18 protein-coding genes are annotated in these 21935 nt (G+C 49.6%); 8 read left to right on the top strand and 10 right to left on the bottom strand.

Annotated elements, in window-relative coordinates; translation table 11 throughout:
* Nucleotides 1–296 precede the first annotated feature (296 nt).
* The gene (locus HMPREF0663_RS00515; protein WP_016665631.1) at nucleotides 297–701 is read left to right on the top strand and encodes a hypothetical protein; all 405 of its coding nucleotides are present in this window, start codon (nucleotides 297–299) and stop codon (nucleotides 699–701) included.
* A 181-nt stretch (nucleotides 702–882) separates the two neighbouring features.
* Nucleotides 883–1323 (top strand): D-Ala-D-Ala carboxypeptidase family metallohydrolase, encoded by a 441-nt coding sequence (locus tag HMPREF0663_RS00510; protein ID WP_016665632.1) that lies wholly within the window; start codon nucleotides 883–885, stop codon nucleotides 1321–1323.
* Here the strand turns inward: HMPREF0663_RS00510 and HMPREF0663_RS00505 are convergent.
* From HMPREF0663_RS00505 to HMPREF0663_RS00460, 10 genes are all read right to left on the bottom strand, one after another.
* Nucleotides 1320–1928, bottom strand: coding sequence for a nitroreductase family protein (locus HMPREF0663_RS00505; RefSeq protein WP_004368055.1), 609 nt, complete (start codon nucleotides 1926–1928; stop codon nucleotides 1320–1322). The two genes, HMPREF0663_RS00510 and HMPREF0663_RS00505, sit on opposite strands and share 4 nt — an antisense overlap.
* A gap of 3 nt (nucleotides 1929–1931) precedes the next feature.
* A complete protein-coding gene (locus HMPREF0663_RS00500) occupies nucleotides 1932–3269 on the bottom strand; it encodes a DUF4374 domain-containing protein (RefSeq protein WP_004368054.1) in 1338 nt (445 codons plus the stop codon).
* Nucleotides 3270–3337: 68 nt separating this feature from the next.
* Nucleotides 3338–4678 carry a DUF4374 domain-containing protein gene (locus HMPREF0663_RS00495; RefSeq protein ID WP_004368053.1) on the bottom strand — a complete coding sequence of 447 codons (1341 nt, stop codon included), beginning with the start codon at nucleotides 4676–4678 and terminating at the stop codon, nucleotides 3338–3340.
* A gap of 128 nt (nucleotides 4679–4806) precedes the next feature.
* Nucleotides 4807–6954 (bottom strand): TonB-dependent receptor plug domain-containing protein, encoded by a 2148-nt coding sequence (locus tag HMPREF0663_RS00490; protein WP_004368051.1) that lies wholly within the window; start codon nucleotides 6952–6954, stop codon nucleotides 4807–4809.
* Nucleotides 6955–7430: 476 nt separating this feature from the next.
* Nucleotides 7431–8753 (bottom strand): thioredoxin domain-containing protein, encoded by a 1323-nt coding sequence (locus HMPREF0663_RS00485; protein ID WP_004368050.1) that lies wholly within the window; start codon nucleotides 8751–8753, stop codon nucleotides 7431–7433.
* An 18-nt stretch (nucleotides 8754–8771) separates the two neighbouring features.
* The gene (locus HMPREF0663_RS00480) at nucleotides 8772–9449 is read right to left on the bottom strand and encodes a hypothetical protein (protein WP_004368048.1); all 678 of its coding nucleotides are present in this window, start codon (nucleotides 9447–9449) and stop codon (nucleotides 8772–8774) included.
* 180 nt (nucleotides 9450–9629) lie between these two features.
* A complete protein-coding gene (locus tag HMPREF0663_RS00475; RefSeq protein WP_004368046.1) occupies nucleotides 9630–10418 on the bottom strand; it encodes an Omp28 family outer membrane lipoprotein in 789 nt (262 codons plus the stop codon).
* 6 nt (nucleotides 10419–10424) lie between these two features.
* Nucleotides 10425–12056, bottom strand: a complete 1632-nt coding sequence (locus tag HMPREF0663_RS00470; RefSeq protein WP_004368044.1) for a DUF6029 family protein — start codon at nucleotides 12054–12056, stop codon at nucleotides 10425–10427.
* A gap of 12 nt (nucleotides 12057–12068) precedes the next feature.
* Entirely contained in the window at nucleotides 12069–12560 is a 492-nt protein-coding gene (locus HMPREF0663_RS00465; RefSeq protein ID WP_004368043.1) for a TlpA family protein disulfide reductase, read from the bottom strand.
* Between the two features lie 240 nt (nucleotides 12561–12800).
* Nucleotides 12801–15251, bottom strand: a complete 2451-nt coding sequence (locus tag HMPREF0663_RS00460; RefSeq protein ID WP_023984375.1) for a C10 family peptidase — start codon at nucleotides 15249–15251, stop codon at nucleotides 12801–12803.
* A 519-nt stretch (nucleotides 15252–15770) separates the two neighbouring features.
* On the opposite strand from HMPREF0663_RS00460, the gene HMPREF0663_RS00455 reads away from it, so the two are divergent.
* The 6 genes from HMPREF0663_RS00455 to HMPREF0663_RS00430 all read left to right on the top strand — a co-directional run bounded on the left by HMPREF0663_RS00455 (nucleotide 15771) and on the right by HMPREF0663_RS00430 (nucleotide 21925).
* Nucleotides 15771–16886 (top strand): acyltransferase, encoded by a 1116-nt coding sequence (locus HMPREF0663_RS00455; RefSeq protein ID WP_004368036.1) that lies wholly within the window; start codon nucleotides 15771–15773, stop codon nucleotides 16884–16886.
* A gap of 3 nt (nucleotides 16887–16889) precedes the next feature.
* Nucleotides 16890–17231 carry an MGMT family protein gene (locus tag HMPREF0663_RS00450; protein ID WP_004368033.1) on the top strand — a complete coding sequence of 114 codons (342 nt, stop codon included), beginning with the start codon at nucleotides 16890–16892 and terminating at the stop codon, nucleotides 17229–17231.
* Nucleotides 17232–17324: 93 nt separating this feature from the next.
* Nucleotides 17325–18278 carry a DUF362 domain-containing protein gene (locus HMPREF0663_RS00445; RefSeq protein ID WP_004368031.1) on the top strand — a complete coding sequence of 318 codons (954 nt, stop codon included), beginning with the start codon at nucleotides 17325–17327 and terminating at the stop codon, nucleotides 18276–18278.
* Nucleotides 18275–20140, top strand: coding sequence for a TonB-dependent receptor (locus tag HMPREF0663_RS00440; RefSeq protein WP_004368030.1), 1866 nt, complete (start codon nucleotides 18275–18277; stop codon nucleotides 20138–20140). Before HMPREF0663_RS00445 ends, HMPREF0663_RS00440 begins: the two co-directional genes overlap by 4 nt.
* A gap of 577 nt (nucleotides 20141–20717) precedes the next feature.
* Nucleotides 20718–21248 carry a sigma-70 family RNA polymerase sigma factor gene (locus tag HMPREF0663_RS00435; RefSeq protein ID WP_004368029.1) on the top strand — a complete coding sequence of 177 codons (531 nt, stop codon included), beginning with the start codon at nucleotides 20718–20720 and terminating at the stop codon, nucleotides 21246–21248.
* Nucleotides 21245–21925, top strand: coding sequence for a DUF4974 domain-containing protein (locus HMPREF0663_RS00430; protein ID WP_004368028.1), 681 nt, complete (start codon nucleotides 21245–21247; stop codon nucleotides 21923–21925). The genes HMPREF0663_RS00435 and HMPREF0663_RS00430 overlap by 4 nt, the downstream gene beginning before the upstream one ends.
* Nucleotides 21926–21935 lie beyond the last annotated feature (10 nt).

Here is a 21935-nt window from a genome sequence, read left to right as displayed (position 1 = left end):
TACAAACGGCTTAGTGCCTCCTCTCTTTTATTAGAATATGTATTTAATATATCGCCACTATTCGCTCTTCACTAATCGCTCCTCATCCCCACAACCTCAAAATATGTACTCAAAACGGCACCAATATTCGCTCTTCACTAATCACTCCTCATCCCTACATTTACAACATTGTTTAACAAAACACCATTCCTTGTGGAAATACTCCTTCCAAAATGTGTTTTATCTTTGCCGCTGAAATAATAAAAAGACTATCGACTGAAACTCGTTTTCAGGTATAACTTAAACATTTTACAGCTATGACACGACAAACAACCATGACGACACTGCCCGACACCGATACGGTGTTGGAGGCGATCAGAGACGACTTTGAACTGCTATGCCGCACGCGCAAGGAAGACAACATTACGTGGACGGCACCCGTATGCGACCTTGTAGAACTGACACACACGATGTGGGCACGCGGTTATCTGCTCAATATCTTCGGCCGAAGGGTGCTTTTCGGCCAATTTACCGAGCAACTTTGCACCCGTCTGCATATCGTTCCGCCCAAGAATGCCTACGCGGTAATCAACAATATCCATATGCGTAAGGATGCCTACAACACCTCGCTCATCACCCGACTGGGCCGAATGATCGGCACACAGGGCGACCGTCATCCGCTCAAACGTTTCGTAAGCAACGGGATGAAGGAAGAAAGATGAACAATTAAGGTGTGATGGAAAAAGGCTACACCTACTGCGTAACGAACGCAAAACGCGCAATAAATTCATGAAATACCTCAGCGCGTCGAGGCAACAACGGTACGAACAAGCCGCAAGAAAGTAGGTGCCGAGCCCTTACACGCAGTCTCTACCATCGATAACAAATTAATAATTACGACTTATGAAAAACGAATTACAAATGCTCAGCGAACACTTTTCGCTGCGAGAGTTCACGTCTTCGGCCACTGCCGAGCGTTACCATATCGACAACACCCCCGATGCAGCCTGCACAGAACGACTTCGACGCCTCTGTCAAGAGGTACTCGAGCCGCTCAGGAAGCACTTCGGTCCCATTCACATCAACAGTGGATACCGCTCTCCGAGGCTTAATATGAAGATCGGAGGCGTGGGCAATTCGCAACACATGCGGGGCGAAGCGGCCGACATACGCCTGCCTGACAGCTCCACCGGCCGTGCCTATTTCCGTTTCATCAGGCAACATTGTCCGTTCGACCAGCTGCTTTTCGAACACAGCCGCTACGGTCGGCAGTGGCTCCACGTAAGCCTGCGCAGCGAAGAGGAGCCCAACCGCCGCATGGCCATTGCCAACTATCGGGTTTAGGGCAACCCGTAGGTCACCTTATCCGGATCCCATTTGTCTTTTATCTCGGCCGGTTCGTCGGGATAACCCACAAGGATACAGTTTAAAGGTATCAGGTTTCCGGGCAGATGCAGTGCCCGTGTAACGCCGGCAATCTTGCCACTTACGGGATATACACTCGTCCACACAGCTCCCAATCCCATAGCATGAGCAGCAAGAAGAAGGTTCTCCGAGGCTGCCGAAACGTCCTGAATCCAGAAGTCGCGCCCCTGTCCTTCGGCCATACGCATGGTGTCTGCGCAGGCTATGATTACGAGCGGCGCGCCTTTGATAGTCTCGTTGTGGCGCATGCCATCGGCAAATCGGGCAATAGTTTCCTTGGTATTGAGCACGATGAAGTGCCACGGCTGACGATTACGCGATGAAGGTGCCGCCATTGCAGCACGCATAAGTTTCTCTTCTTTCGCCTTTTCTACGGGCTTCTGCTGGAACTTACGGATGCTGCAACGTGTCATTATGTTCTGCAGCACGGCATCTTCGCTGCTCTGGGCGGCAGCTCCGATAAAGTTCATGCTCATGGCTGCCGTCGCAGCCATGAGCATGTGTTTGAAATATTTTATCATCATACGTTACTTCTTAATAATAGATATGCCTTTCAGCAGGTCGGAAGACTTGAACGTCATAAACGGCGTAGCCTTGCCCGTTGCAGCATCTATCTTGAATATAGTAGGCGTAACGGCAGTTTCTCCGGCCCGAGAAGCAACGCCATGAGGCCTGCCTCCACCCGTTCCGGGCCTTCCTCCGCCGCCGTTCATGCTGGTTCCGCCCGACACAAGCAGATAGTAATAGCCGTCGAAACCGTCGCCCCAGCTGATAGAGGCCTTGGTGTTAGAGCCGTCAAGATATTCGGATCCCGTTACCCAAGTGAGCTTCTTGTCGCTCATGTCTACCACTGCGAGCTTGCCGGAAGTACTCATATTGCCATACGAAGCCTTATCCACGTAGAACTCAAGCAGGAACTTATCGCCGCTGATGTGGAATGCTTTGCGGAACCGATAGCCGTCGGAAGCGGCGTAAATATCGAACTTATAATCCTTATCGAACTCGGTTTCGCCCTTTTTAATGCGCAGTGCGCCCACTTTGTCGGTCTTTCCGTTTACGCCGGAACCACAGAATACGTAAAGATTACCCTCATCATCAGTCCCACTCTGGCTATAACGAACGCTGCGTTGCGCACCTACCGATGCACATATACGGCCATCATAAACCACTTTCGATATATTCAGATTGTAATCGGCAAAGGCAACTACGGCCGAATCACGGTTGGTGTAATTGAGCACGATGGCCACCTGATTGTTTCCGAGGTCTACTATATTGCCGATATTCGGGTTCACTTCGTCGATGGCATACTTCGTCAAAGCGAGCTCAACGTTCTTTCCTGCGCCCGCATTATCTACAACCATGGCATAAGGCTGGCTGATCTGTGCGGCATAAGAGTAGTTGCCGAATGTGCCGGTATTGCCGAACGCGCTCACCAATACGGGGTTCCCGACCTGCGAGAGCTTGCCGTCGACAACCTTATAAGAACGTAGTCCCGCTTTCATTGCGCCTATTCCCTGTGCCGAAGCGCCGCGTGCATAGATGTAACCCGTATAAACACCCGTGCTTTGGTTGTAGGTGATCTGCGTGAAACTGTCGGGTACTTTGGTGGTAGAAGCCCCTGCGAGCGTATCTGCATACACGCTTTGGTCTGTCTTGACAGCAGAAAGATCGCTGAACATCTTCAGCACTACGCCTCCGCTAAGGTCAGTCTGTGGATCGCCCGAGGCAACGATGAACTTTACCTGCGAGGGCTCTATGGGCGTCGTACCGCCGTTGTTGTCGTCGTTACCATCGTTGCACGACGCGTTAAGCATGCCTGCGACAAACGCCACAGCAGCGAATTTAAAGAAATTGATCTTTTTCATTGTTTTGTTATTTGTTTGAATTTAACTTTATATATATTTGCTTTATCAGCCTTTTTAGCCTTTATCGTTTATCTTACTCTTAGTCTTCCCATGTTGCGCACCTCGCCCACACCGGTAAGAGTGATACCTTTTTTGGCCGTTCCCGTATGCAGATCGATGGAATAGATAATGGAATCGGAGCCGTATTCCGTAATGGGCAAATAGAGCACACCCTCATCGTAAAGAGGCGCACCGGCCGTTTGTTCGCCCGATTTAATGAGGTTTTTGGCCGGCAGTCCGGTTATCTTGGTGAGTTTCTTCTCGCTCATATCGGCAAGTGCATACTGGTGTGCCACAGAAGTGTTGCCCGGGTTGTAGTCGTTGTAAAACTCTATAAGGAAAACATCATCCGTAACATGCCACACTCGGCGGAACTTGTAATTGTTGAAGTCGGCCTGAATGTCCCAGTAATAGCCTTTGTCGAAACCGTCTATACTCTTCACAATGCGCAACGCTCCGGCATGCCTTGTCGTGGTAGCGTCTATGGCGCTCGAGAATACATAGGTGGTGTCGGTGCCGTCGGTCTTGAACACTTCGTTGAAATTCTGTGCATGCCAGCGCCCTGCGGCAAAGCTCAAACGGTCGTCGCCATACAGCCTAACCACGTTCATGTTCTTGTCCATCTTGGCCACCCACACGCTGTCGGGATATTTCACCGTACCGATACTCGAACCGTCTCCCACACCTACTTCTTTGAAATCGGACTCTACGGCAGCTGTCATGAAGGTGCCGTCGCCATTGTCGGCTATTCCAGAGAAGGTAATCTGCTGCCCGTTGCCCGTTATGTCTTTGGTGTAAATCGTTTTCTGTGCCGCTTTAGCCACGCCGTTTTCCGAGATATCGAAGATCGTAAACACGGCCAGATCGTTACGTTTGCCGTTGCTGTCGGTCTGACCTCCTACCATTGTCACGAGTTGATTATTGAAGAAGCCGTAACTGGTATAGCGGGGTTCGATGCGAAAGTCCCTTAAATCCTTCAATTTCTCTTGCTCCGAAACGAGCTTCATGGCATATCCGTAACCGGCAGAAGCATAGCCGTAGGCAAATCCCACGGCAATGTCTTTGTGGAATACCCATGTATAATCGCTCTGTTCAAGCTCTTTTATGTTCTGTTTCAGGTTGAGATTGCCGCGCGAGATAGACGTTGTTTGGATGACATACTCACGACCATCGCCCGCACTTGTCTTCACTCCGATGACATAGGGGCCTTTGCCGACTTCGACAGGTGCCGACGGATCGGGCGTCGGGTTTACGGGGTTGTCGCCTCCGTCTACGCTGTTGTCGCTGCCACAGGCCGTAAACACTGCCGACACTGCGATAAACAAAGCCCCGATCAGTCGGCTGTTGAGTTTAAAATTCTTGCTATTCATAATTCTAATTTATATAATCAAATTCTATGTTTTCGATACTGTTATCTTTTTGTTACGTACTTCTATCCCCCATAGGTATAGGCTGTAAGCCCGTTAGGAGGCCACTCTACCGCCATCGCACAGCCGCCCTATCTCAGCTTGTAGAACATATAACGCAGCTTAATGCTGAAACTCCGCCCGGGTTTCTGCAGGCTGTAATTGTCGTAGAGCAGTCGGTCGGTAAAGTTATTGACCTCGAGCGACACGTTGTAACGCCCCTGCTTAACGGAATAGGTGGCGTTGGCGTTGTGCGAAAACTGCTCGGGTATGTAGAGCTTAGCGCCGGATCCCTCCCACGAACGGTAGAAACGATGCACGTAACGCATATCGTAACCGAAAGTAAGACGGTTGCCTGTTCCGAGTACATCTCTAAACGTGTACGACACATCGGCATTGGCGAAGGAATAGGGCAGGTTGGGAACGCGGTTGTTATAGGTAACCGACGCCGATCCGATGGCCGTGAACCGCTCGCGGTCGCGCATGCTTTGCAGGCTGAAGTTCCCCCCTACGGCCAGTGCATCGCGATAAGCGTAACGTACAGATAAGTCCATGCCCAGCCCGATCACCTTTCCATGGTTGCTGCTCATGGCGGTTCCCGTCGATCCGATGATACGGATGATGTAATCTTCTATCCTCCTATAGTTGAAAGCCGCATCAAATTGCAGCGTACTTACATCGCTGAAAGTGTGCTGATAGCCAAGGTTCAGATTAACGTTGTGGCTCTTCTCCGGTCTCAGACGGCTGTCGCCCCGCTCATAATCGCCGTCGCCGAAGAGCTCGCGATCGGTAGGCAGGCGAAATGTTTTCTCGTACGACAGCTTTAATTGCCAGTCTCTGTTCACAAAATACGTACCGGCCACGCCGTATCCGAGGGCATTCACGGAGCGCTGCTGCTCCTCGTAACGGCGCGAACCTATATTTACCGGCCCGCGTACATGCGAGTTATAATACTTCAAGAAGGCCGTCACGTTCCATTGTTCGGCAGGCATAAACCTGTAAGACGCACCGAATATCTCCTTCACATTCACGCGTCGCATGAACGTGGCGGCCGTCTGTTGCACGGCATTGGCAGCATTATTTGTGGTATGCCGGCGATAATCCGTAAACGTGTTGTTGAGAGAAAAGAAATGCTTGTTGCCGATACGGTATTTCAGTGCACCTACCAAGGATAGCGTGTTGCCCCTGAACTCGGCCAGTGTGGCCTGTCCTTCGCCCTGATAGGCATTGGCCACATAGCGTCCCTCCCAGTTATAGGTGCGCGAGAGAGTATCTATATTGTTGGTTAGCACGGCATCGTAACGTGCCGAGAGGCGCAGATCGAGGTTCTGCACAAAGAAGTTACGCTTTTCATACATAAGGCTCGGCGCCCATCCCTGCGCCTTGCGCAGCTTTCCGCCGAACACGATGGTCATGATATTGGCATTCTGTATCTGCGCATATTCGTGGCTGTAAGCCAATCCGAGCATCAACCTATCGGTCCAAGACCGATTTACGACGCCTATCTGCAGTATGCCTGCCTCGTTATGATAGCGGTCGTGAAAGCGTCGGAACCACCTTTCCTCGCTGTCAACCTGCATGGTTTCGAGGTTGGTATTCCTCACCTTCACCTTATAATCATTATCTGAAAAATTCTGATAAGCATTCACTTTCACCGTCAGACCGTTCCTGAACGTGCTGCCGAAAGCCAAATTGGTGCGATGGGTGTTGAACGAACCGTAAGAATAAGAAGCGTCTACGTAGGTTCCGCCGCGCCTGTCGGTCACGATGTTGATAGCTCCACCCAAGGCATCTCCCCCGAATTCCACAGGTACAACGCCTTTATACACCTCTATGCGCTGCGCCAAACCCAAGGGAATGTTATTGATACCGAAGCTCGACGATGCCCCTTGCATCGGTACACCATCGATGAACAGCCTTACATGCTTGCCTGTAAAACCGTTAAGATTAATGTTTACGGCCGAACCCAAGCCGCCATCTTCGCGTACTTTTACACCCGACACGCGGTCGAGCACGTGTGCAATATCGAGATTTGTATTCCGCAGCCGCCGTAAATCTACTGCCACGGCGTTGAATGCCGAAGAATTGATACGGTTAACTTGGCTGCCTTGCACGACAACCTCTTGTATGTATTGGGGTTCCTTAATATTTAGAGAGTCTTTATTCTGCGCTTTCAGTACAGAAAAAGTAAGCACCATTAGCGCCAACAATCCCATGCGCACAACCTTATTCTTTATCATATCGCCATTATTGCCTTAACAAATTGGTAATAATTGTGGTACCATAAGGAGTTATTGTACGTCGGGCTCAGCACTAACCTATAGAGAAGATATGAGCAATGACTGTTTCTCGCTTATCCGTTGCTTTGTTCCAATCTTTTTAACGGGTGCAAAGATACCCACTATTTACTGCCTGCGCAATACTCACAAATAATGATTTTGCACCGCATATCCCCCTGCCGGCGTCACAAGATGGAGGTAGTACGCCACACGACTACACCGACCGACGGACGTAGAGGATGTATCTATCGGACACAGACATTAGTTCTGTGAACCTTACACGGCATATGTAAATCCGACAGACAATACATTTATCGCCCTTGATAAAAGCATTAAAAAATGAAGGAGTTAAGCTGTTAAACCATTAGTTCCGCAACTTGGCAACTATTTGGTTTAACAGCTTAACTCCTTAACTCCTCACCTATCGGCCTAAATCCTTACTTTACGACCGTCTTTACCGTGCGTCCATCGCTGTATTTCACGATGTTTATGCCCTTTACGGGGGCAGAAATCCGTCTGCCGTCTATGGTATAACGAGCCGCCTCCACGGCGTTCGTCCGGTTTGTCTGCACGTTCTCTATGCCCGTAACGGGCCCCTCGGCGATGCTGCACTTGGCAGCATTCACGATTTCACCGTTCTTCGTATTGATCAAAAGGGCGCACACGTGCATCTTACTCTTATCTTGTACCACCCGATACTGTGCTATATTAGAGAACACATGGCGATATGTTTGTGGCTTATCTGCCTCGATCGGAGCCGTTATAGAGCCCTCTATACCCTTATCGACACCTGCTGCCGTGATGGCTACATGGTTATTTTCGAGCCCATAAATATAAGATGGAGCGTTGACAAACCAATCTAATTCCTCCGAAATACCCGCATAGCTACGGTTACCGGAAATATAGTTTGCCTGTGCCCAAGAGGCATTCTTCATACCGTCTTCGGTAAGTACGAAAGCGATAGCATAGGGAGCTTCCGGCTTATTGATCCTAAAAGTTGTCATACAGGTTACCGAGATATCGTTCTTCTTTGCATCCCATACGGCCGACACATCTACATCTGCCTCTGTTCCATAGTTCTTTTCGTCCGCCAAATCGTTATCTCCTTTATAATCATATATGCCCTTTTTCCGGTTCATACGTATCGTTGGATAGCCTTTGGCCTCCTTATTAGCAGTCTTAATATAAGCTCTACAGAGCAAAGGTTCATAACTTCTTCCTCCATGAACGGCAATACCGATGAAATCATCGGGATATGTTTTAGCCAAATGTTCTATAACTACAATGCCTTTAGGGCAATAACCGCACCACATTCCGGTATATTCTTCGACCACAACACGGCGTTTTGCAGCCTTCGTAACGGTTATTCGCGGTATGTTCGTATAATTGGTACCGGCCTCGTTAGGCTGCCCGTTCACCTTTGTAATGGTAAAAGTCAGCTCCGTTTCCGACAATGTAGCATGCGAAGGAATAGGTATCATCATCTTTCTGCTGTCCATACGAAGGATCGGCTGCTGCAATGTAACAGTCTCGGTTGCCATCACTCTACCGTCGAAAGCGAGCGTGTACTCGAAACTCTCTACATTTCTTTCGCTATAGTTTATTACATATATCGGTGCATCGGCACCTTTCGAGCCGAGCTCTACGAACACTCTTTTGCCCGCAGTAGGTGCAAGCGAATTAACTGCGGCATACATATCGATGCACCATACTGCCAAGAAAAGGATGGCAGACAGGTGCAAGAAAAATCTTTTGCTCATTGCGTAGCGTATTTACATTTAAGGTATAACGTGCTTAGAAGTACTTACCATGCCGTTTACACCTACCTTCCGAACAACATAGGTGCCCTTTCTAAGCCCCTTCAGCGTGGACAGGTTCTTGCCTACGAGGCAGCCCTGCGCATCGTACACGTTGTAAGATACGGTCTTCTCTGCTTCGGCCACGTGGGCTATGCCGGTGGCATTCCGGTCGAAAACAAGTGTAACTGCAGGTCCGGATTTGTCCTTTACCCACTCTCCATTCTCCTCCTTAGCGGTGAACAGCTGCAGCTTTGCAGTGCAACGTGCGCCATTTTCGGGAAAAAACTCCGTACTGATAGACGTTCCTTTGGGCATATTAGGCTCTATAGAAGCAGCTTCTGTGGTATAATTACCCACGCTTTGCAATTGCTTGCACTCCGAAGGAAAGCACACATCCAGTTCGCCTTCCGTAATTTCCAGCACATCGCAAGACAAGATAACCCGTTGCGCAGCACTCGAAGTGTTACGTATGAACAGTCCCGAATTCATCATCTCTTCTCCCCATTGGCCGGTTTCAACTTTGTTAACCGTAACCGTCGATCCGTCTTTTACCACATTACGGTTAGCATCTACGAACTCGAAAGTTCCGTCGGTTTGTGCGAATAAGACCGATGCCCCCAGCATCAACGAATAAAAAAGCGTAAATGTTCTTTTCATAAATTTATTGTTTTATTGATTAGTTATATATTTATAGATGTTAAGTTATTAGGAATTAAGAAGTTGAGCAGGCAGGTATGTTATTAAGAAGTTATGGAGTTAAACCATTAAGCCATTAGCTTTACAGCTCGAAAACTGTCGGCTCAGCCCCTCAACTCCCTAACCGCATAACTGCCGGAACTACTTCACAACCGCCTTGCGCGTTGCCTGCAACACCCCTTCGTCGTCGGTGTACACGAACGCTACAATAGATACGCGGGCGGCATCCCAGCCTTCTTCGAGCTTACACATGTACTCCTTCTGCACGTAGGCATCCTTGTCTATGCGGATATCATCGCCCCACACGCCGTTTACAGCCGCGCGGAACACATGGTTGTGCACATAGCTGTTGTTATAATTCCCATCGGGCATGCGCTGTGCAGCCTTGATATTGTCTTCCAACACCCACAATTGAAGCCTGCCCGAAAGACTTTTACCGAGCGTATTCACGGTAGCTTTTATGTGCGAAGTGCGCGTCTGTGCATCGTATTCTACAGCTAATTTAATGCTCACTGCGGCCTTTTGCTGTATTTCTTGGTACACCAAGGACGGCCATCGGGTATCGTTAGAGGGCTTGCCCCTGCGGTTTACCAGTCCCGAAGGCTGGCTGTCTATCTTCCAGTGCTTATAATAAAGGTCGCCGGTGGCCGTGCGTAGTCCGGTCGCCCCAGCCTTCTTGCCCACACTGAGCGGCCCCGCGTGTATGGCAACGGCTATCACCGTGTCGGCTCCGTATTGCTTCTGCAGCTGCTCTATGACCTCGGCAGTACGCGGACAGTTAAGACATTTCTGCCCCGTAAAGTCCTCTATAAGCACACATCTGCCCACTGCAGCAGGCGGAACATATATAAGTCGGTCGTTTGAGTCTACATTGTCGCAGGCCGACAGCATAGCCGCAATGCCGGCAATAGCCATGAATATCTTTTTCATCACACGTCAGAAATTATAGTTATACGATACTGTTACGCCCTTACTTGCCGGAATGTAACGGCACACACCGCCCGAACAGTTGTAACCGGCACGCGTTCTGCCGTAGCCGAGTTGCAGGCGATGGGCACTTCGAAGATAGGTAACGAAGCCTTGGTAATAATGAATATCGGTTTTGCCGCTGTTGTACATATCGGACAGGGTGAACATCCAACAGGGTGCAAGCGACACTTCAACCAGCCCGAAAAGCCATTCGCCGTCGTCGTCTTTGGTAGATAAGTACTGTGCCTCGGCCCTGAGCGTGGCCTTGGGAGCAAATCTATACTTCACGTCGGCCACGAATATGTTCGACCGAACCATACCTCCTTCGCCCTCTACGGCCGTTTTATTGTAGCGTTGGTTCATGTACATCAGGTTCAGCTTTACGGTCTTCGTGAGCCGTTTCTCCATCTGAACGTCGATGTCTTGATAGTATGTGTCTGCTCCCCAGCCCCAGAAAGCCGATCCGTAGCCATCGGTACCCTTGCCGCCCACGTTGTCTTGGCGGATCGAATGCACATGCGAGAAGTTCAACTTCACATCTGTTCCGTAGCTACCCCCAAGGGCCGTGTGCTTCGGAAACCTGTAACCGAGGGCACACTGATAAGCCCATTCGCCGTCAGGTCGCGTGGCATATGGGTACAGAGCGGCCAAAGCATAGGTATGTTCGGGCGTAAAAGCGGGCAAATGGTTTATGAACGACGATGTTCCCGACATGCTGCGCCGGCTGCGGAACGACATGTTGACGCTCCTTTTTGCCTGCAACAGCAAGCTCATACCCCGTTTGGAATACGAACCGGAGAGCATTGCAACGTAGCCGTTACGGTAAACAAAGCCGTTATCGAACGACGGATCTTGGGTTTTGAAGGCATATTCGGCGAGGATATTCAGTCCGCCATGCTGCACTCGGGCACGTATGTCGAAGGCATTGACATTGTGCGGAAGGCGCAAACGATGCGTGGCATCTGCCATTATATCCTCGTCCTGCTCGTGCTTGTTTACATAAGAAGCGCCCACGGTAATATAGGTTTGCCCCTCTCGGAGGGCACTGCTCCACTCGTCTAAGTTCAGTTCAACATCGGCACCCGATACGAGTGCGCGGTTATAAGACCAGTAACGACGCTGCTTACCGGCAAGCATTTTAAGATTAACCCCTTTGAACGGGCGGTATAGAAGTCGACCTCCGAGCAACGAATTGTCTATGCCGAGGCTTCGTTCCTCATATGTACGAAGGATAAACCCCGAGCCGAATTGCTCGTAAAAGCTGCCCAAAGTGAGTTCGGCGGTCTTGTAACGCCCTTTAAGATAGAAGTATGGCACGCCCCAACCCTTGAAGTCGTTCTCATATCCGGGCAGCGGATGCTCCGTATACTGAAACCTCAAGCCTGCATCTACATACTTGCTCGTGGCATTGACATCGGCATAAGTATTGGTAAGCAAGTCGCCCGAGGTCTTTCGCGCGCCCGTTTTCTCGTCGTTCTGCGGCAGAAGAACATCGCTCTGCACACTGCCCGAAACCCTTATACGGTCTTTATCGTCTTGTGCTGAGGCCGCTGCAGCGACAACGATCGCCACGGAAAAAAGGAATAAACATCTCTTCATTCTGCAATACAGTTACCGGCCGGCAGCCTCTTTTACCTTTTCGAACAACTCCGTTTCGGCCCCATCGGCGTATCCGTTGTGCTTATAAACGATGTTGCCTTTACCGTCGAGCACCAGCACATAGGGTATCATCTGTACGCCGAGCGATCGTTTAAAGTCGCCGTTTGTATCGAGCAACACCTCGTAAGTCCACCCGTATTCGTCTACCATGGGCTTTACTTTGTTCACATTCTGTGCCTGATCTATCGATACAGCTACGAGCCGTACGCCCGTTTCCTGCTGCCAATCGTCGTAAACCTCATGAATTGCGTTCAATTCACGGTTGCAAGGTTTGCACCATGTGGCAAAGAAAGAAACGATAACGGGCCGCCCATTGTTAGACAGAGTGTCTGTCTGCACGCTCTTGCCATCGGTGTTTTTCAACGTAACCTTAGGCAATCGGGCCTGTGCATGGAGCGCCGACGCCAATAAAACGGTTAACGCAAGTAATACAAATCTTCTCATTTACTGTTTTGTTTATTGTTTTTAAGGAGTAAAATTATCGGGAGCAAAGGCGTTAGGCTGATAATTCTCAAGTTATACAACTAAGGGCTCAATTTCTTAACGGCTTAACTTTTTTGCTCCCGATAACTATCCTATCCCTTTCACTCTTGATTGCTTAACAGATTATTTTTTATTCCTGTCTGCGACAGAGGGGCCTTCTAAACGCATTACATAGGCACCCTAACGAACATATACGGCATGTCAACGGATAACAGTCTTCTTGCCATCGATAATATAAAGGCCCTTGGGCAAACGATCTACGGGCTGGTCGATACGCATGCCTTGCAGGTTATAAACAATTGTCTTTGCTTTCTTGGGCACGGTGATATCGTCGATAGCCGTGGTACCGCCCTGCTTTACGACAGACAACTGCCTGCGCCGGCTGTGGTTGTTCCACACATCAATGCGCTTGCCGTTTACTTCTATCTCTACATAAACCTCGTAATTATGCCCCTCTTTGAGCTTCGAAAGATCGAAATAAACCACGGTTTTCGGTATGTCATTGCCTGTATTCAAAGGGAACCATACGTTATCTGCACTGCCGGCCTCTACGGATGAGCCGTCTGCAAGGTCTTGCAACCGATAATAGAGCTTCCCGTTGTAACCGGAAGAGCCTGCGTTTGCAATTGTTTCAGCAGCCACGGCAAAGCTAAAGGCATCGGGAGTATCGATGTCGAACACTTGTTTGAACGTTACAGATTCACCTATACGATAATACAATTGTTTAATGCTGACGAGGCTGTTTGTGGGTTGCGAAAGCACTTCTATCTGGAATTGCCGGTCGTTCTCTATATCAATATTGAGTGTCTGCCCCTGTATATCTTGGTATTCTACATAGAAAGAAAGGTAATATTTACCTGCAGGAAGCGAAGTAAACGCATTATCTTTCATATACGAAGTGGGCAAAGAGACGAGCCATTCGGTGGTTCCAAGTTTCTCGGCCACCACGTTTTTACCCCCTATAACGGCCGTGTAAGTCTCCGATTTGTCGATACGTTTGAAACAAACATGCAGTTTACCCCTAATTTCAAGTGCAGTCGGATTGTTTACATGCAGCATAACAGAGCCCGATGTACTTATGTTTTCGTATAAAGGAGTAAGCACTTCGGGTTGTTTAACCATGCTGAGAGCGGGCCGCCCGTTATTTCCACCGACCACGATCTCATCTTGCGTGAGTACCACCCTCACCGCATACCGCTCGTCTATGGGTTGCCAATCGACATAAACGTCAGGCTTTTTCAGGAGTTCTCTGCCCATCGGAACAATATTATACTCACCGTTATCCAGCTCAGTCAGGTCAATATCCCAATCCGAAATGCTTATCAATTGCGAATAGCCGGTCAACTCTCTATCGGCATTAGGGCTGGGTATTACCTTTAACTGTTTTCCCTTGCTGTCATAAATGCCCAATCCCACGTTGCCGGTAAATAGGTTTGTTTGGCGTTCGGCCAATCCCTTAACGCACACATTATGCAGGTTAGCGGTAAGATGTTCATTACGTTTTACTGTTGTTCTATCGAAATAGAGCCGCCCGTTGCCGTATAAAGCCAACTTGTTCGAAGTGTGTTCGAAGCGTTCATGCATGCTATTATTGGGATGCATGAGTATTGCTTCTTGCATAATCCAATACAATCCGTCGCTTCCACCGTCGCCCACTTGGGCAAGACTGATGGTATTAACGTCGAAATACCCATCATAATATCCGTTCCAACCGAAGTTGCAATGCAGATAACCATTCTCATCATAACCGTCAAACACCCATGCATGGCTTCCTCCGGATGCTAAAACGGGGTAACCTTTAGCCAATTCATTCATGATAGACTGCCTGTATTCTCCCGCCGGAAGCGTATTCTTTTGCAGATAGCTTACAGAATAATCGAAACTATCCCTAACGGCATATGCGGCGTTCGATACATAAGCACCGCTGCCGGATAGGCTATACGTCATGCCTACATAGTGCCCGATGTCTCGCATTAATGTAGCAACAGCCGAAACACTCATATCGTTTTCGGCCTGATAATAAGTGCGTTTCATCTCGCTCCACAGATAGTTTTCTTGCAGTTGGGCCAACTCCTGTTTAACAACGGGATGCGACTTAGGACGCCTGAGAGGCCAATTATGATAATACATAACCTGCGCAATGGCCGTTGCAACACAACCTGTAAGTGTATGACTCCCGCCGTCTTTCGGTGTATAAAGGGCATACGGACCGCGTTGCCCCCAACGGGTTCGTATCAATGGTGCTACCTTTGCATAGGCAAGAGGCTGCTGTTTGGCAGGTTGTATCTTACCGCTACGCACGGCATCCACGACCTGCGTATAAGACGACAGCAGTGCCTGCAGCTGTTCGGGCATCTCTCTGCCGGTTACAGAGGCATGGTCTCCGTAGCCTACAACTTCATTCAATCGGTCTTCGCCCGACACTACAACAAAGCCATTGCCATCGGCATTGTTGAACAGATAGTAGGCCGGCGGCTCGTTTCCTGCCGATCCTCTTGTAAAATATCGCTTTTGCTGCAGCTTCGGATGTGCAAGATACTTCGCCGCAATGCGCTTTGCATCGTCTTTATCAATGGGGTTTGCCCACAACGAAACGGTTGCCGCACAGCACAGTATGAGCAACATGTTTCTACAATAGTAGCATTTCTTCATATTTTGATTTGTCTTTAGCGATTCAGAAACAGGTAATGTTCATTATCCGAACCGTGAGATAATTACTGTAAGCCGATATTTCAAAAATCGGCAACCGCCTGTCATAAACTTAACATATAAAATAAACAACGTATTTTAATGGCGCACAAAGGTACGTATAAAAAACGGAATATCAAAGGAAAACATTCCTCTTTTTACCATAATACCTTAAATTACAGCCGTCTGTACACTGCAAATTATTGTAGTATTATTCGTGTTTTTCGATATTACACCATATCTTTGTAGAAAATATACGGCACCTTGGAAACTTCAAACAGGCTTGACTACGCTTGGTTTGCACTGTTTTTAATCAGTAAAAAGTAAAATAACATAAAGGAAAAACGATGAATACGACATCGATTTACAGGGAATTTATGAGAATGAGAATATACAAAGAGTCTGGCTTGAAGTATCATCCCTGCTATCGAAAGAAAATGATTACTATGCATAAACATACATACAACATTCATAATTAAACCGATGAAAACAAAAAAAGAAAGAATTGTATTTGTGGATTACATACGGGTGATAGCCTGTTTCATGGTAATGCTCGTCCACTCAAGCGAGAACTTTTATGCGGCAGATGCCTCGGGATTGGCCGGTAACGTATCTATGTTGGCCAACGAGGCTAACCGCTTTTGGGCGGCATTCTACGATGGTGGTGTGGCTCGCACGTGCGTTCCGCTATTCATGGTAGTATCTGCATTTCTGCTGGTGCCCATGAGGCAAGGCGTCAGCATGGCCGCCTTCTACCGACACCGTTTCATGCGGATACTGCCGCCACTGGTGTTTTTCATGCTTGCTTATACCTTCTTGCCCCTGCTGTGGGGCGGTATGACATGGGAACAATCCATAAGCGACCTTGCTCGACTGCCGTTCAACTTTCCTTCTATGGCCGGCCATCTGTGGTTCATGTATCCTCTAATCAGTCTTTATCTCATCATTCCCGTAGTTTCTCCGTGGCTCGAACGCGCTTCGGCCAAAGACGAACGCATCTTCATCGCACTATTCGCTTTCTCTACACTGGTGCCGTGGCTCCATCGATTCGTCAGTAAAGAGCTATGGGGCGAATGCTTTTGGAACCAATTTTCTATGCTTTGGTATTGCTCGGGCTACTTAGGTTACTTGGTATTGGCACACTATATTCGCGTTCATCTGCAGTGGGAACGCCGCAAGCGCCTGCTCATAGGCACAATATGCTTCGTGCTTGGCGCTGCATTCACGGCATGGTCGTTCTGGATAATGGGCACTCCGGGGCGACTTATCGAAACTCCTATGCTGGAATGGTCGTGGGAATTCTGCACGCCGAACGTGCTCTGTGCCACTTTCGGAGCCTTCCTACTCTTCACATGCATAAGAAGTAAGCACGCTCCGCGGCTCGTCACCGGCATTTCGAAGCTCACTTACGGCATGTATCTCGTGCACCTGATGTTCCTTGCCCCTATTGCCGCCGTGTTTGTAAACGGCAATCCGGCGCGCCCGATCATCCCTGTATATGCGGCCATCCCCGTAATTGCCGTGCTTACATACCTGTGCAGTATGCTTACTATTAAACTGCTGTCGTATTTGCCCGGTAGCAAGTGGATCGTTGGATAACGTATGAAACTCGATCTCGAGACCTTTCGACAGGACGTTTACAGCGTGGTGGCGGCCGTTCCGCGCGGCAAACTAATTACTTACGGACAGATTGCGATGCTCGTAGGTCGTCCGCAGAACGCCCGTTTGGCGGGCCATGTGCTACATCAGGCGCCCTACTCGCAACACTTGCCCTGCCACCGTGTGGTCAACAGCAGTGGGCGTTGTGCCCCGCATTGGGCCGAACAGCGGCTTTTACTCGAGGCAGAAGGCGTGACATTCAAACCTAACGGCTGTGCCGACATGCGCAAACATCAGTGGCGGTTTATGGAGATAGGGACCGAAGATATGGTGCATAAACCGTAATATGTATAATTAAATAGGTAAAAATGGTGATGGATTGCAGCCGTTTTTACCTATTTTTGCATCTGTAGAATTATTAATTAAAACCAACAGAAAATGAAAAGAATACTGTTTATGGCGTGGGCTATTGCCATCGGTGCATGCGCCTTCGCACAATCAAAAGTCTACATGACGCGCGAAATCACACCGAAATCGCTCGTTAAAATCTACGACGCACTGGGCGTAAAAGCCCATGGACGCGTGGCAGTCAAAATAAGTACGGGCGAAGGAACCAATCCCAACTATCTGAAACCGGAACTCATACAGCAACTGGTAGATAAAGTGCATGGCACTATCGTTGAGTGCTGTACCGCATACCCGGGCGACCGGAACACGCCGGAGAGCCACCGTAAGGTAATTCATAACCACGGTTTCGACAAATTGTTCAAGGTTGATCTGCTCGATGACGGCGGAGATATGCGTATTCCGGTGCGCGACAGTTCGCACATCAAGTACGACATTGTGGGGGCGCACCTTGCCAATTACGATTTTATGATAAACCTTGCGCACTTCAAGGGGCACCCCATGGGAGGCTTCGGTGGTGCAATCAAGAACCAAAGCATAGGCGTTGCATCGCCCAATGGCAAGGCTTATATTCACTCGGGTGGTAAAATCGAGACGCCTGAAGGGCTGTGGCAGAACATCGCCGAGCAGGACGTATTCCTCGAAAGCATGGCTGCCGCCGCACAAGCAGTGAGCGACTATTTCGACAAGGGCAAGAACATTATCTACATCAACGTAATGATGAACATGAGCGTAGACTGCGACTGCGTGGCACATCCCGAACCTGTGAAACTGAAAGACTACGGCATTCTGGCCTCTACCGATCCCGTAGCGCTCGATCAGGCATGCGTAGATATCGTGAATAAGATGGTTGCTACGCCCGATAACGATAACAAACCGCTCGTAGAACGCATCGACTCACGCCACGGAACCCACACTATCGACTGGGGCGAACACATCGGACTGGGTACCAAGAACTACCGCATTATCGACATAGACAAGCGATGAACCTGCGCCACATCCTCGCGGCAACGGTGCTGATACCTGCTGCCGTGCTCGCACAAAACGATACCTTGAGCCACCAACTCGACAATGTAGTAGTAACAGGCACGCGCAACGCTGTAAGTATCCGCCATCTGCCGACAACGGTGAGTGTGGTGGATAGAGTCGCGCTAACGGCCGCTTATCGTCCGTCGATGCTGCCCACGCTGTCGGAAGAGGTGCCCGGTCTTTTCGTTACCTCGCGTGGCATCATGGGTTATGGTGTGAGCGATGGCGCAGCAGGAGGCATATCTGTGCGCGGTATGAGTAGCAGTCAGGGGCGTTTCTTGGTGCTTATCGACGGTCAGCCGCAGTATATGGGCCTCTTCGGGCATGCCATTGCCGACGCTTACCAAACCATGTTGGCCGAACGCGTGGAAGTGTTGCGCGGGCCGGCATCCGTGCTTTACGGCTCTAATGCTATGGGTGGAGTGATGAACATCATTACCCGAAAGATGCCAACCGACGGCATGAGCACCGAAATAAATATAGGTGCGGGCTCTTACGGCACACTGCAAAGCGGGTTGAGCAATCGCATCCGTGCGGGTAGGTTTGCCTCAGCACTCGCTTTGCGCTACGACCGAACCGACGGGCACCGCCCGCACATGGGTTTCGAGCAGTATGGCGGCTACCTTAAACTGGGCTATCGACTTGCCGCGCACTGGCAGGCCACGGCCGACGCCAACATCACTCATTTCAACGCTTCGTACGCAGGAGCCGTGCAGTCTCCCCTGCTCGATGCCCGCCAATGGATAACCCGCGGGGCTTTGTCGGCCCATGTGGAGAACCGTTATGCCGTCACTTCGGGCGCCGTGAGCCTGTACTATAACTTCGGGAGGCACAAGATAAACGACGGACATGCACCTTCTGCCGCGCCCAGAACGCAATATTTCCGCTCTAACGACCTTATGATGGGCCTCTCGATTTATCAAACTACGTCTCTCTTTGCCGGCAATTGGCTCACCATCGGGGGCGATTATCGGCGTTACGGGGGCAAAGCGTGGAACCAAAACATAGCTACCGGAGCCGACGGCACGCCCATCGTCGACCGTACACAGAACGATTTCGCCGGCTACATCGACTTGCGACAGCCGCTATGGGCATGGCTCACGCTCGATGCAGGTCTGCGCATAGACCATTTGGAGCATGTGGGAACGGAGTTCATTCCGCAGGGTGGCGTGGCCATACATCTGCCCCACGGCACCGAGATCAAGGCCATAGTGAGCAAAGGTTACCGCAATCCCACGCTTAGAGAGCTTTACATGTGGCGACCGGCCAATGCCGAACTGCAAACGGAACGGGCGATGAATTACGAAATAAGCTACCGACAACGGTTGCCCGAGAGCAATCTGTCGTACGGGCTCAACCTATTCGTGCTTCGTGGAAGTAACATCATTCAAACCGTTATGGGGCCGAGCGGACCACAAAACATCAACACCGGGCGCATCAGCAACCGCGGACTGGAAGCCGATATCAGCTATCGGCCCTCGGCGGCATGGCATTTCACGGCCAACTACAGCGCCCTCCACATGGCCAATCACCTCATTGCGGCACCCGAACACAAGCTCTTCGGCGGCGCAAAATATACCGGACACCGATGGAAGATAGACACCGGCGTGCAATACGTTGCCGGATTGTTTACGCAATTGGCGCCGAGCGAGGTGCGCGAGAGCTTCGTTTTGTGGAACCTGACGGCCACTTATCAACTGCAAAAGCATGTAGATGTATGGCTCAAAGGCGAGAATCTGCTGGCCCAACGCTACGAGATAAACCACGGATATCCCATGCCTAAGACCACTTTCATGGCGGGCGTGAACGTGAGTTTGTAATATTTTCGTTGAAAATGAAATAAAAGAAAAAAACTTTAAAATAAAGTATTTGTCTTTTATTAACTTATATCAGGTGTAAGAAAAACAATTTTTTCCTTTCTTACACCTATTTTCTAACAGCCGTATACCTATCATCTATCCATAATAGAGCATAGCGAAAAAGAACATATACTGCTGTTGTACGAAAGACTACCTTATCATAATAAGGCCTGCAATATTAGTTCTGACAGAACGATGCCGTCATGCCGTCATCTCTGAGATAACCATATAACAATGATTGACAGCAAATTATAAAGACATTAACAAATGACAGGAAAAACATATTTTCCTGTTTTTATACTATTATCCGGTTTCTATTTCTTTCGAAAACACGCTTACCGGTCAGCATTTCAGAGGCATTCGTCTCATTTTGTTCTTATTCCTTGGCTGTATTCTGAATTATTGTCTTAACTTTATACGGAAATTGCGCACGGCGTACCACTCAACGTGAAATAAAAAATAGGTATTAAATAAGGGAGGTTTTAGGTACGAAGGGGTGATGATTTCAACACATTGTTTGTATTACTTTAAAAAACCTATGCACCACAAGGAGAAACTCTTTGCCCTTATGTTCAAACGTCATTACGACGCAATGTACCGCTTTGCATTCTCTTTCCTACGAGACTATGAGGAGAGCAGAGATGTTGTAAGCGAGGTTTTCGCAAGGCTGTGGGACGAAGGAACGCCGCTCAAGCAGGACACGCAGCACGCCTTTCTGCTCTCATGCGTACGGAACAGGTGTCTCAACCTGATCGCACGGAAGGGACGGGACGAGAAACTGAGGAAGCTGTATCCGCTGCAGATGCCGCTCCTCGTCGTGCCGGATGACGAGGAAGACAGGCGCATCGAAGAGCTTCTCCATGCCATAGACCATGACTTAACACCGCAGGCAGGGAGAATACTGAGAATGCGTTACGGAGAAGGGCAGAGCTACCGTGAGATCGCAGAGGCGCTCGGAATAAGCGTTTCTACTGTAAACAAGCACGTCGTTCAGGCGCTGAGGGAGCTGAGGGCAAAGTTCTCAGCCCTCCGCAGCGGTCGCTACGACAACAACAAGACCATACAATGAATAAGAAACCAATTCCCCATATTATGGAAGATAACACAAGACTCGAACTGCTGCTGCAGCTCATAGAACGTCCGGAGGACTTCCCTGAAAGAATCAAGGACGAGATGCTCGAAGACGATGAGTGCAGGGAACTTTACGAAAAGCTCTGCGAGGTACGACGTGCCATGGCGGCAGAGCAAGTGAACAAGGAAGATCAGACGCCAGATGCCATGAGGGAATGGCAACGTTTCAGACGCTCGCATGTGACGCACAGACGCAGTGCATGGAGAGTGGCGGTGGTGTCCGTCACCTCTCTGGCAGTGGTATCGGTGCTGGCATTCGCCATGCTTCATCCAAAAGGAACGGGCAACGACGCACGTGCCCTCGGGGAAAGGCCGCCACAGGACGTACGAACGGCATGCAACGCCATGCCCGAAGATACGGCGGGAATGGCACTGCGCACTGCCATGTCACGTCCGCGACCGTACATATACGACAACGCAACGCTCGAGAAAATACTCGAAGACGTGGCTTCGGTATATCATGTAGGGGTGCGATACGCACGGCCGGAGCTAAGGGCTATAAGGCTTTATCTCAGATGGAACAGCGGACAGACGATCGAAGAAGTGGTGGCTCTGTTCAATCATTTCGAGAACATACGCCTCTCTCTCATCGGGGATACAATCGTAGTGGAGTGACACAACGGGA

It is taken from the genome of Hoylesella oralis ATCC 33269 (assembly GCF_000185145.2).
Lineage (GTDB): Bacteria > Bacteroidota > Bacteroidia > Bacteroidales > Bacteroidaceae > Prevotella > Prevotella phocaeensis.
The sequence above is the reverse complement of the archived record's forward strand: the minus strand, read 5'-3'. Positions and strand labels throughout refer to the sequence as shown.

Excerpts from the sequence above, each read along its gene's own strand:
- HMPREF0663_RS00495 (WP_004368053.1), bottom strand. The coding sequence starts at position 4,678 with ATGAATAGCAAGAATTTTAAACTCAACAGCCGACTGATCGGGGCTTTG.
- HMPREF0663_RS00480 (WP_004368048.1), bottom strand. The coding sequence starts at position 9,449 with ATGAAAAGAACATTTACGCTTTTTTATTCGTTGATGCTGGGGGCATCG.
- HMPREF0663_RS00455 (WP_004368036.1), top strand. The coding sequence starts at position 15,771 with ATGAAAACAAAAAAAGAAAGAATTGTATTTGTGGATTACATACGGGTG.
- HMPREF0663_RS00430 (WP_004368028.1), top strand. The coding sequence starts at position 21,245 with ATGAATAAGAAACCAATTCCCCATATTATGGAAGATAACACAAGACTC.
- HMPREF0663_RS00505 (WP_004368055.1), bottom strand. The coding sequence starts at position 1,928 with ATGATGATAAAATATTTCAAACACATGCTCATGGCTGCGACGGCAGCC.
- HMPREF0663_RS00475 (WP_004368046.1), bottom strand. The coding sequence starts at position 10,418 with ATGAAAAAGATATTCATGGCTATTGCCGGCATTGCGGCTATGCTGTCG.
- HMPREF0663_RS00500 (WP_004368054.1), bottom strand. The coding sequence starts at position 3,269 with ATGAAAAAGATCAATTTCTTTAAATTCGCTGCTGTGGCGTTTGTCGCA.
- HMPREF0663_RS00435 (WP_004368029.1), top strand. The coding sequence starts at position 20,718 with ATGCACCACAAGGAGAAACTCTTTGCCCTTATGTTCAAACGTCATTAC.
- HMPREF0663_RS00460 (WP_023984375.1), bottom strand. The coding sequence starts at position 15,251 with ATGAAGAAATGCTACTATTGTAGAAACATGTTGCTCATACTGTGCTGT.
- HMPREF0663_RS00510 (WP_016665632.1), top strand. The coding sequence starts at position 883 with ATGAAAAACGAATTACAAATGCTCAGCGAACACTTTTCGCTGCGAGAG.
- HMPREF0663_RS00515 (WP_016665631.1), top strand. The coding sequence starts at position 297 with ATGACACGACAAACAACCATGACGACACTGCCCGACACCGATACGGTG.
- HMPREF0663_RS00465 (WP_004368043.1), bottom strand. The coding sequence starts at position 12,560 with ATGAGAAGATTTGTATTACTTGCGTTAACCGTTTTATTGGCGTCGGCG.
- HMPREF0663_RS00450 (WP_004368033.1), top strand. The coding sequence starts at position 16,890 with ATGAAACTCGATCTCGAGACCTTTCGACAGGACGTTTACAGCGTGGTG.
- HMPREF0663_RS00470 (WP_004368044.1), bottom strand. The coding sequence starts at position 12,056 with ATGAAGAGATGTTTATTCCTTTTTTCCGTGGCGATCGTTGTCGCTGCA.
- HMPREF0663_RS00485 (WP_004368050.1), bottom strand. The coding sequence starts at position 8,753 with ATGAGCAAAAGATTTTTCTTGCACCTGTCTGCCATCCTTTTCTTGGCA.
- HMPREF0663_RS00445 (WP_004368031.1), top strand. The coding sequence starts at position 17,325 with ATGAAAAGAATACTGTTTATGGCGTGGGCTATTGCCATCGGTGCATGC.
- HMPREF0663_RS00490 (WP_004368051.1), bottom strand. The coding sequence starts at position 6,954 with ATGATAAAGAATAAGGTTGTGCGCATGGGATTGTTGGCGCTAATGGTG.
- HMPREF0663_RS00440 (WP_004368030.1), top strand. The coding sequence starts at position 18,275 with ATGAACCTGCGCCACATCCTCGCGGCAACGGTGCTGATACCTGCTGCC.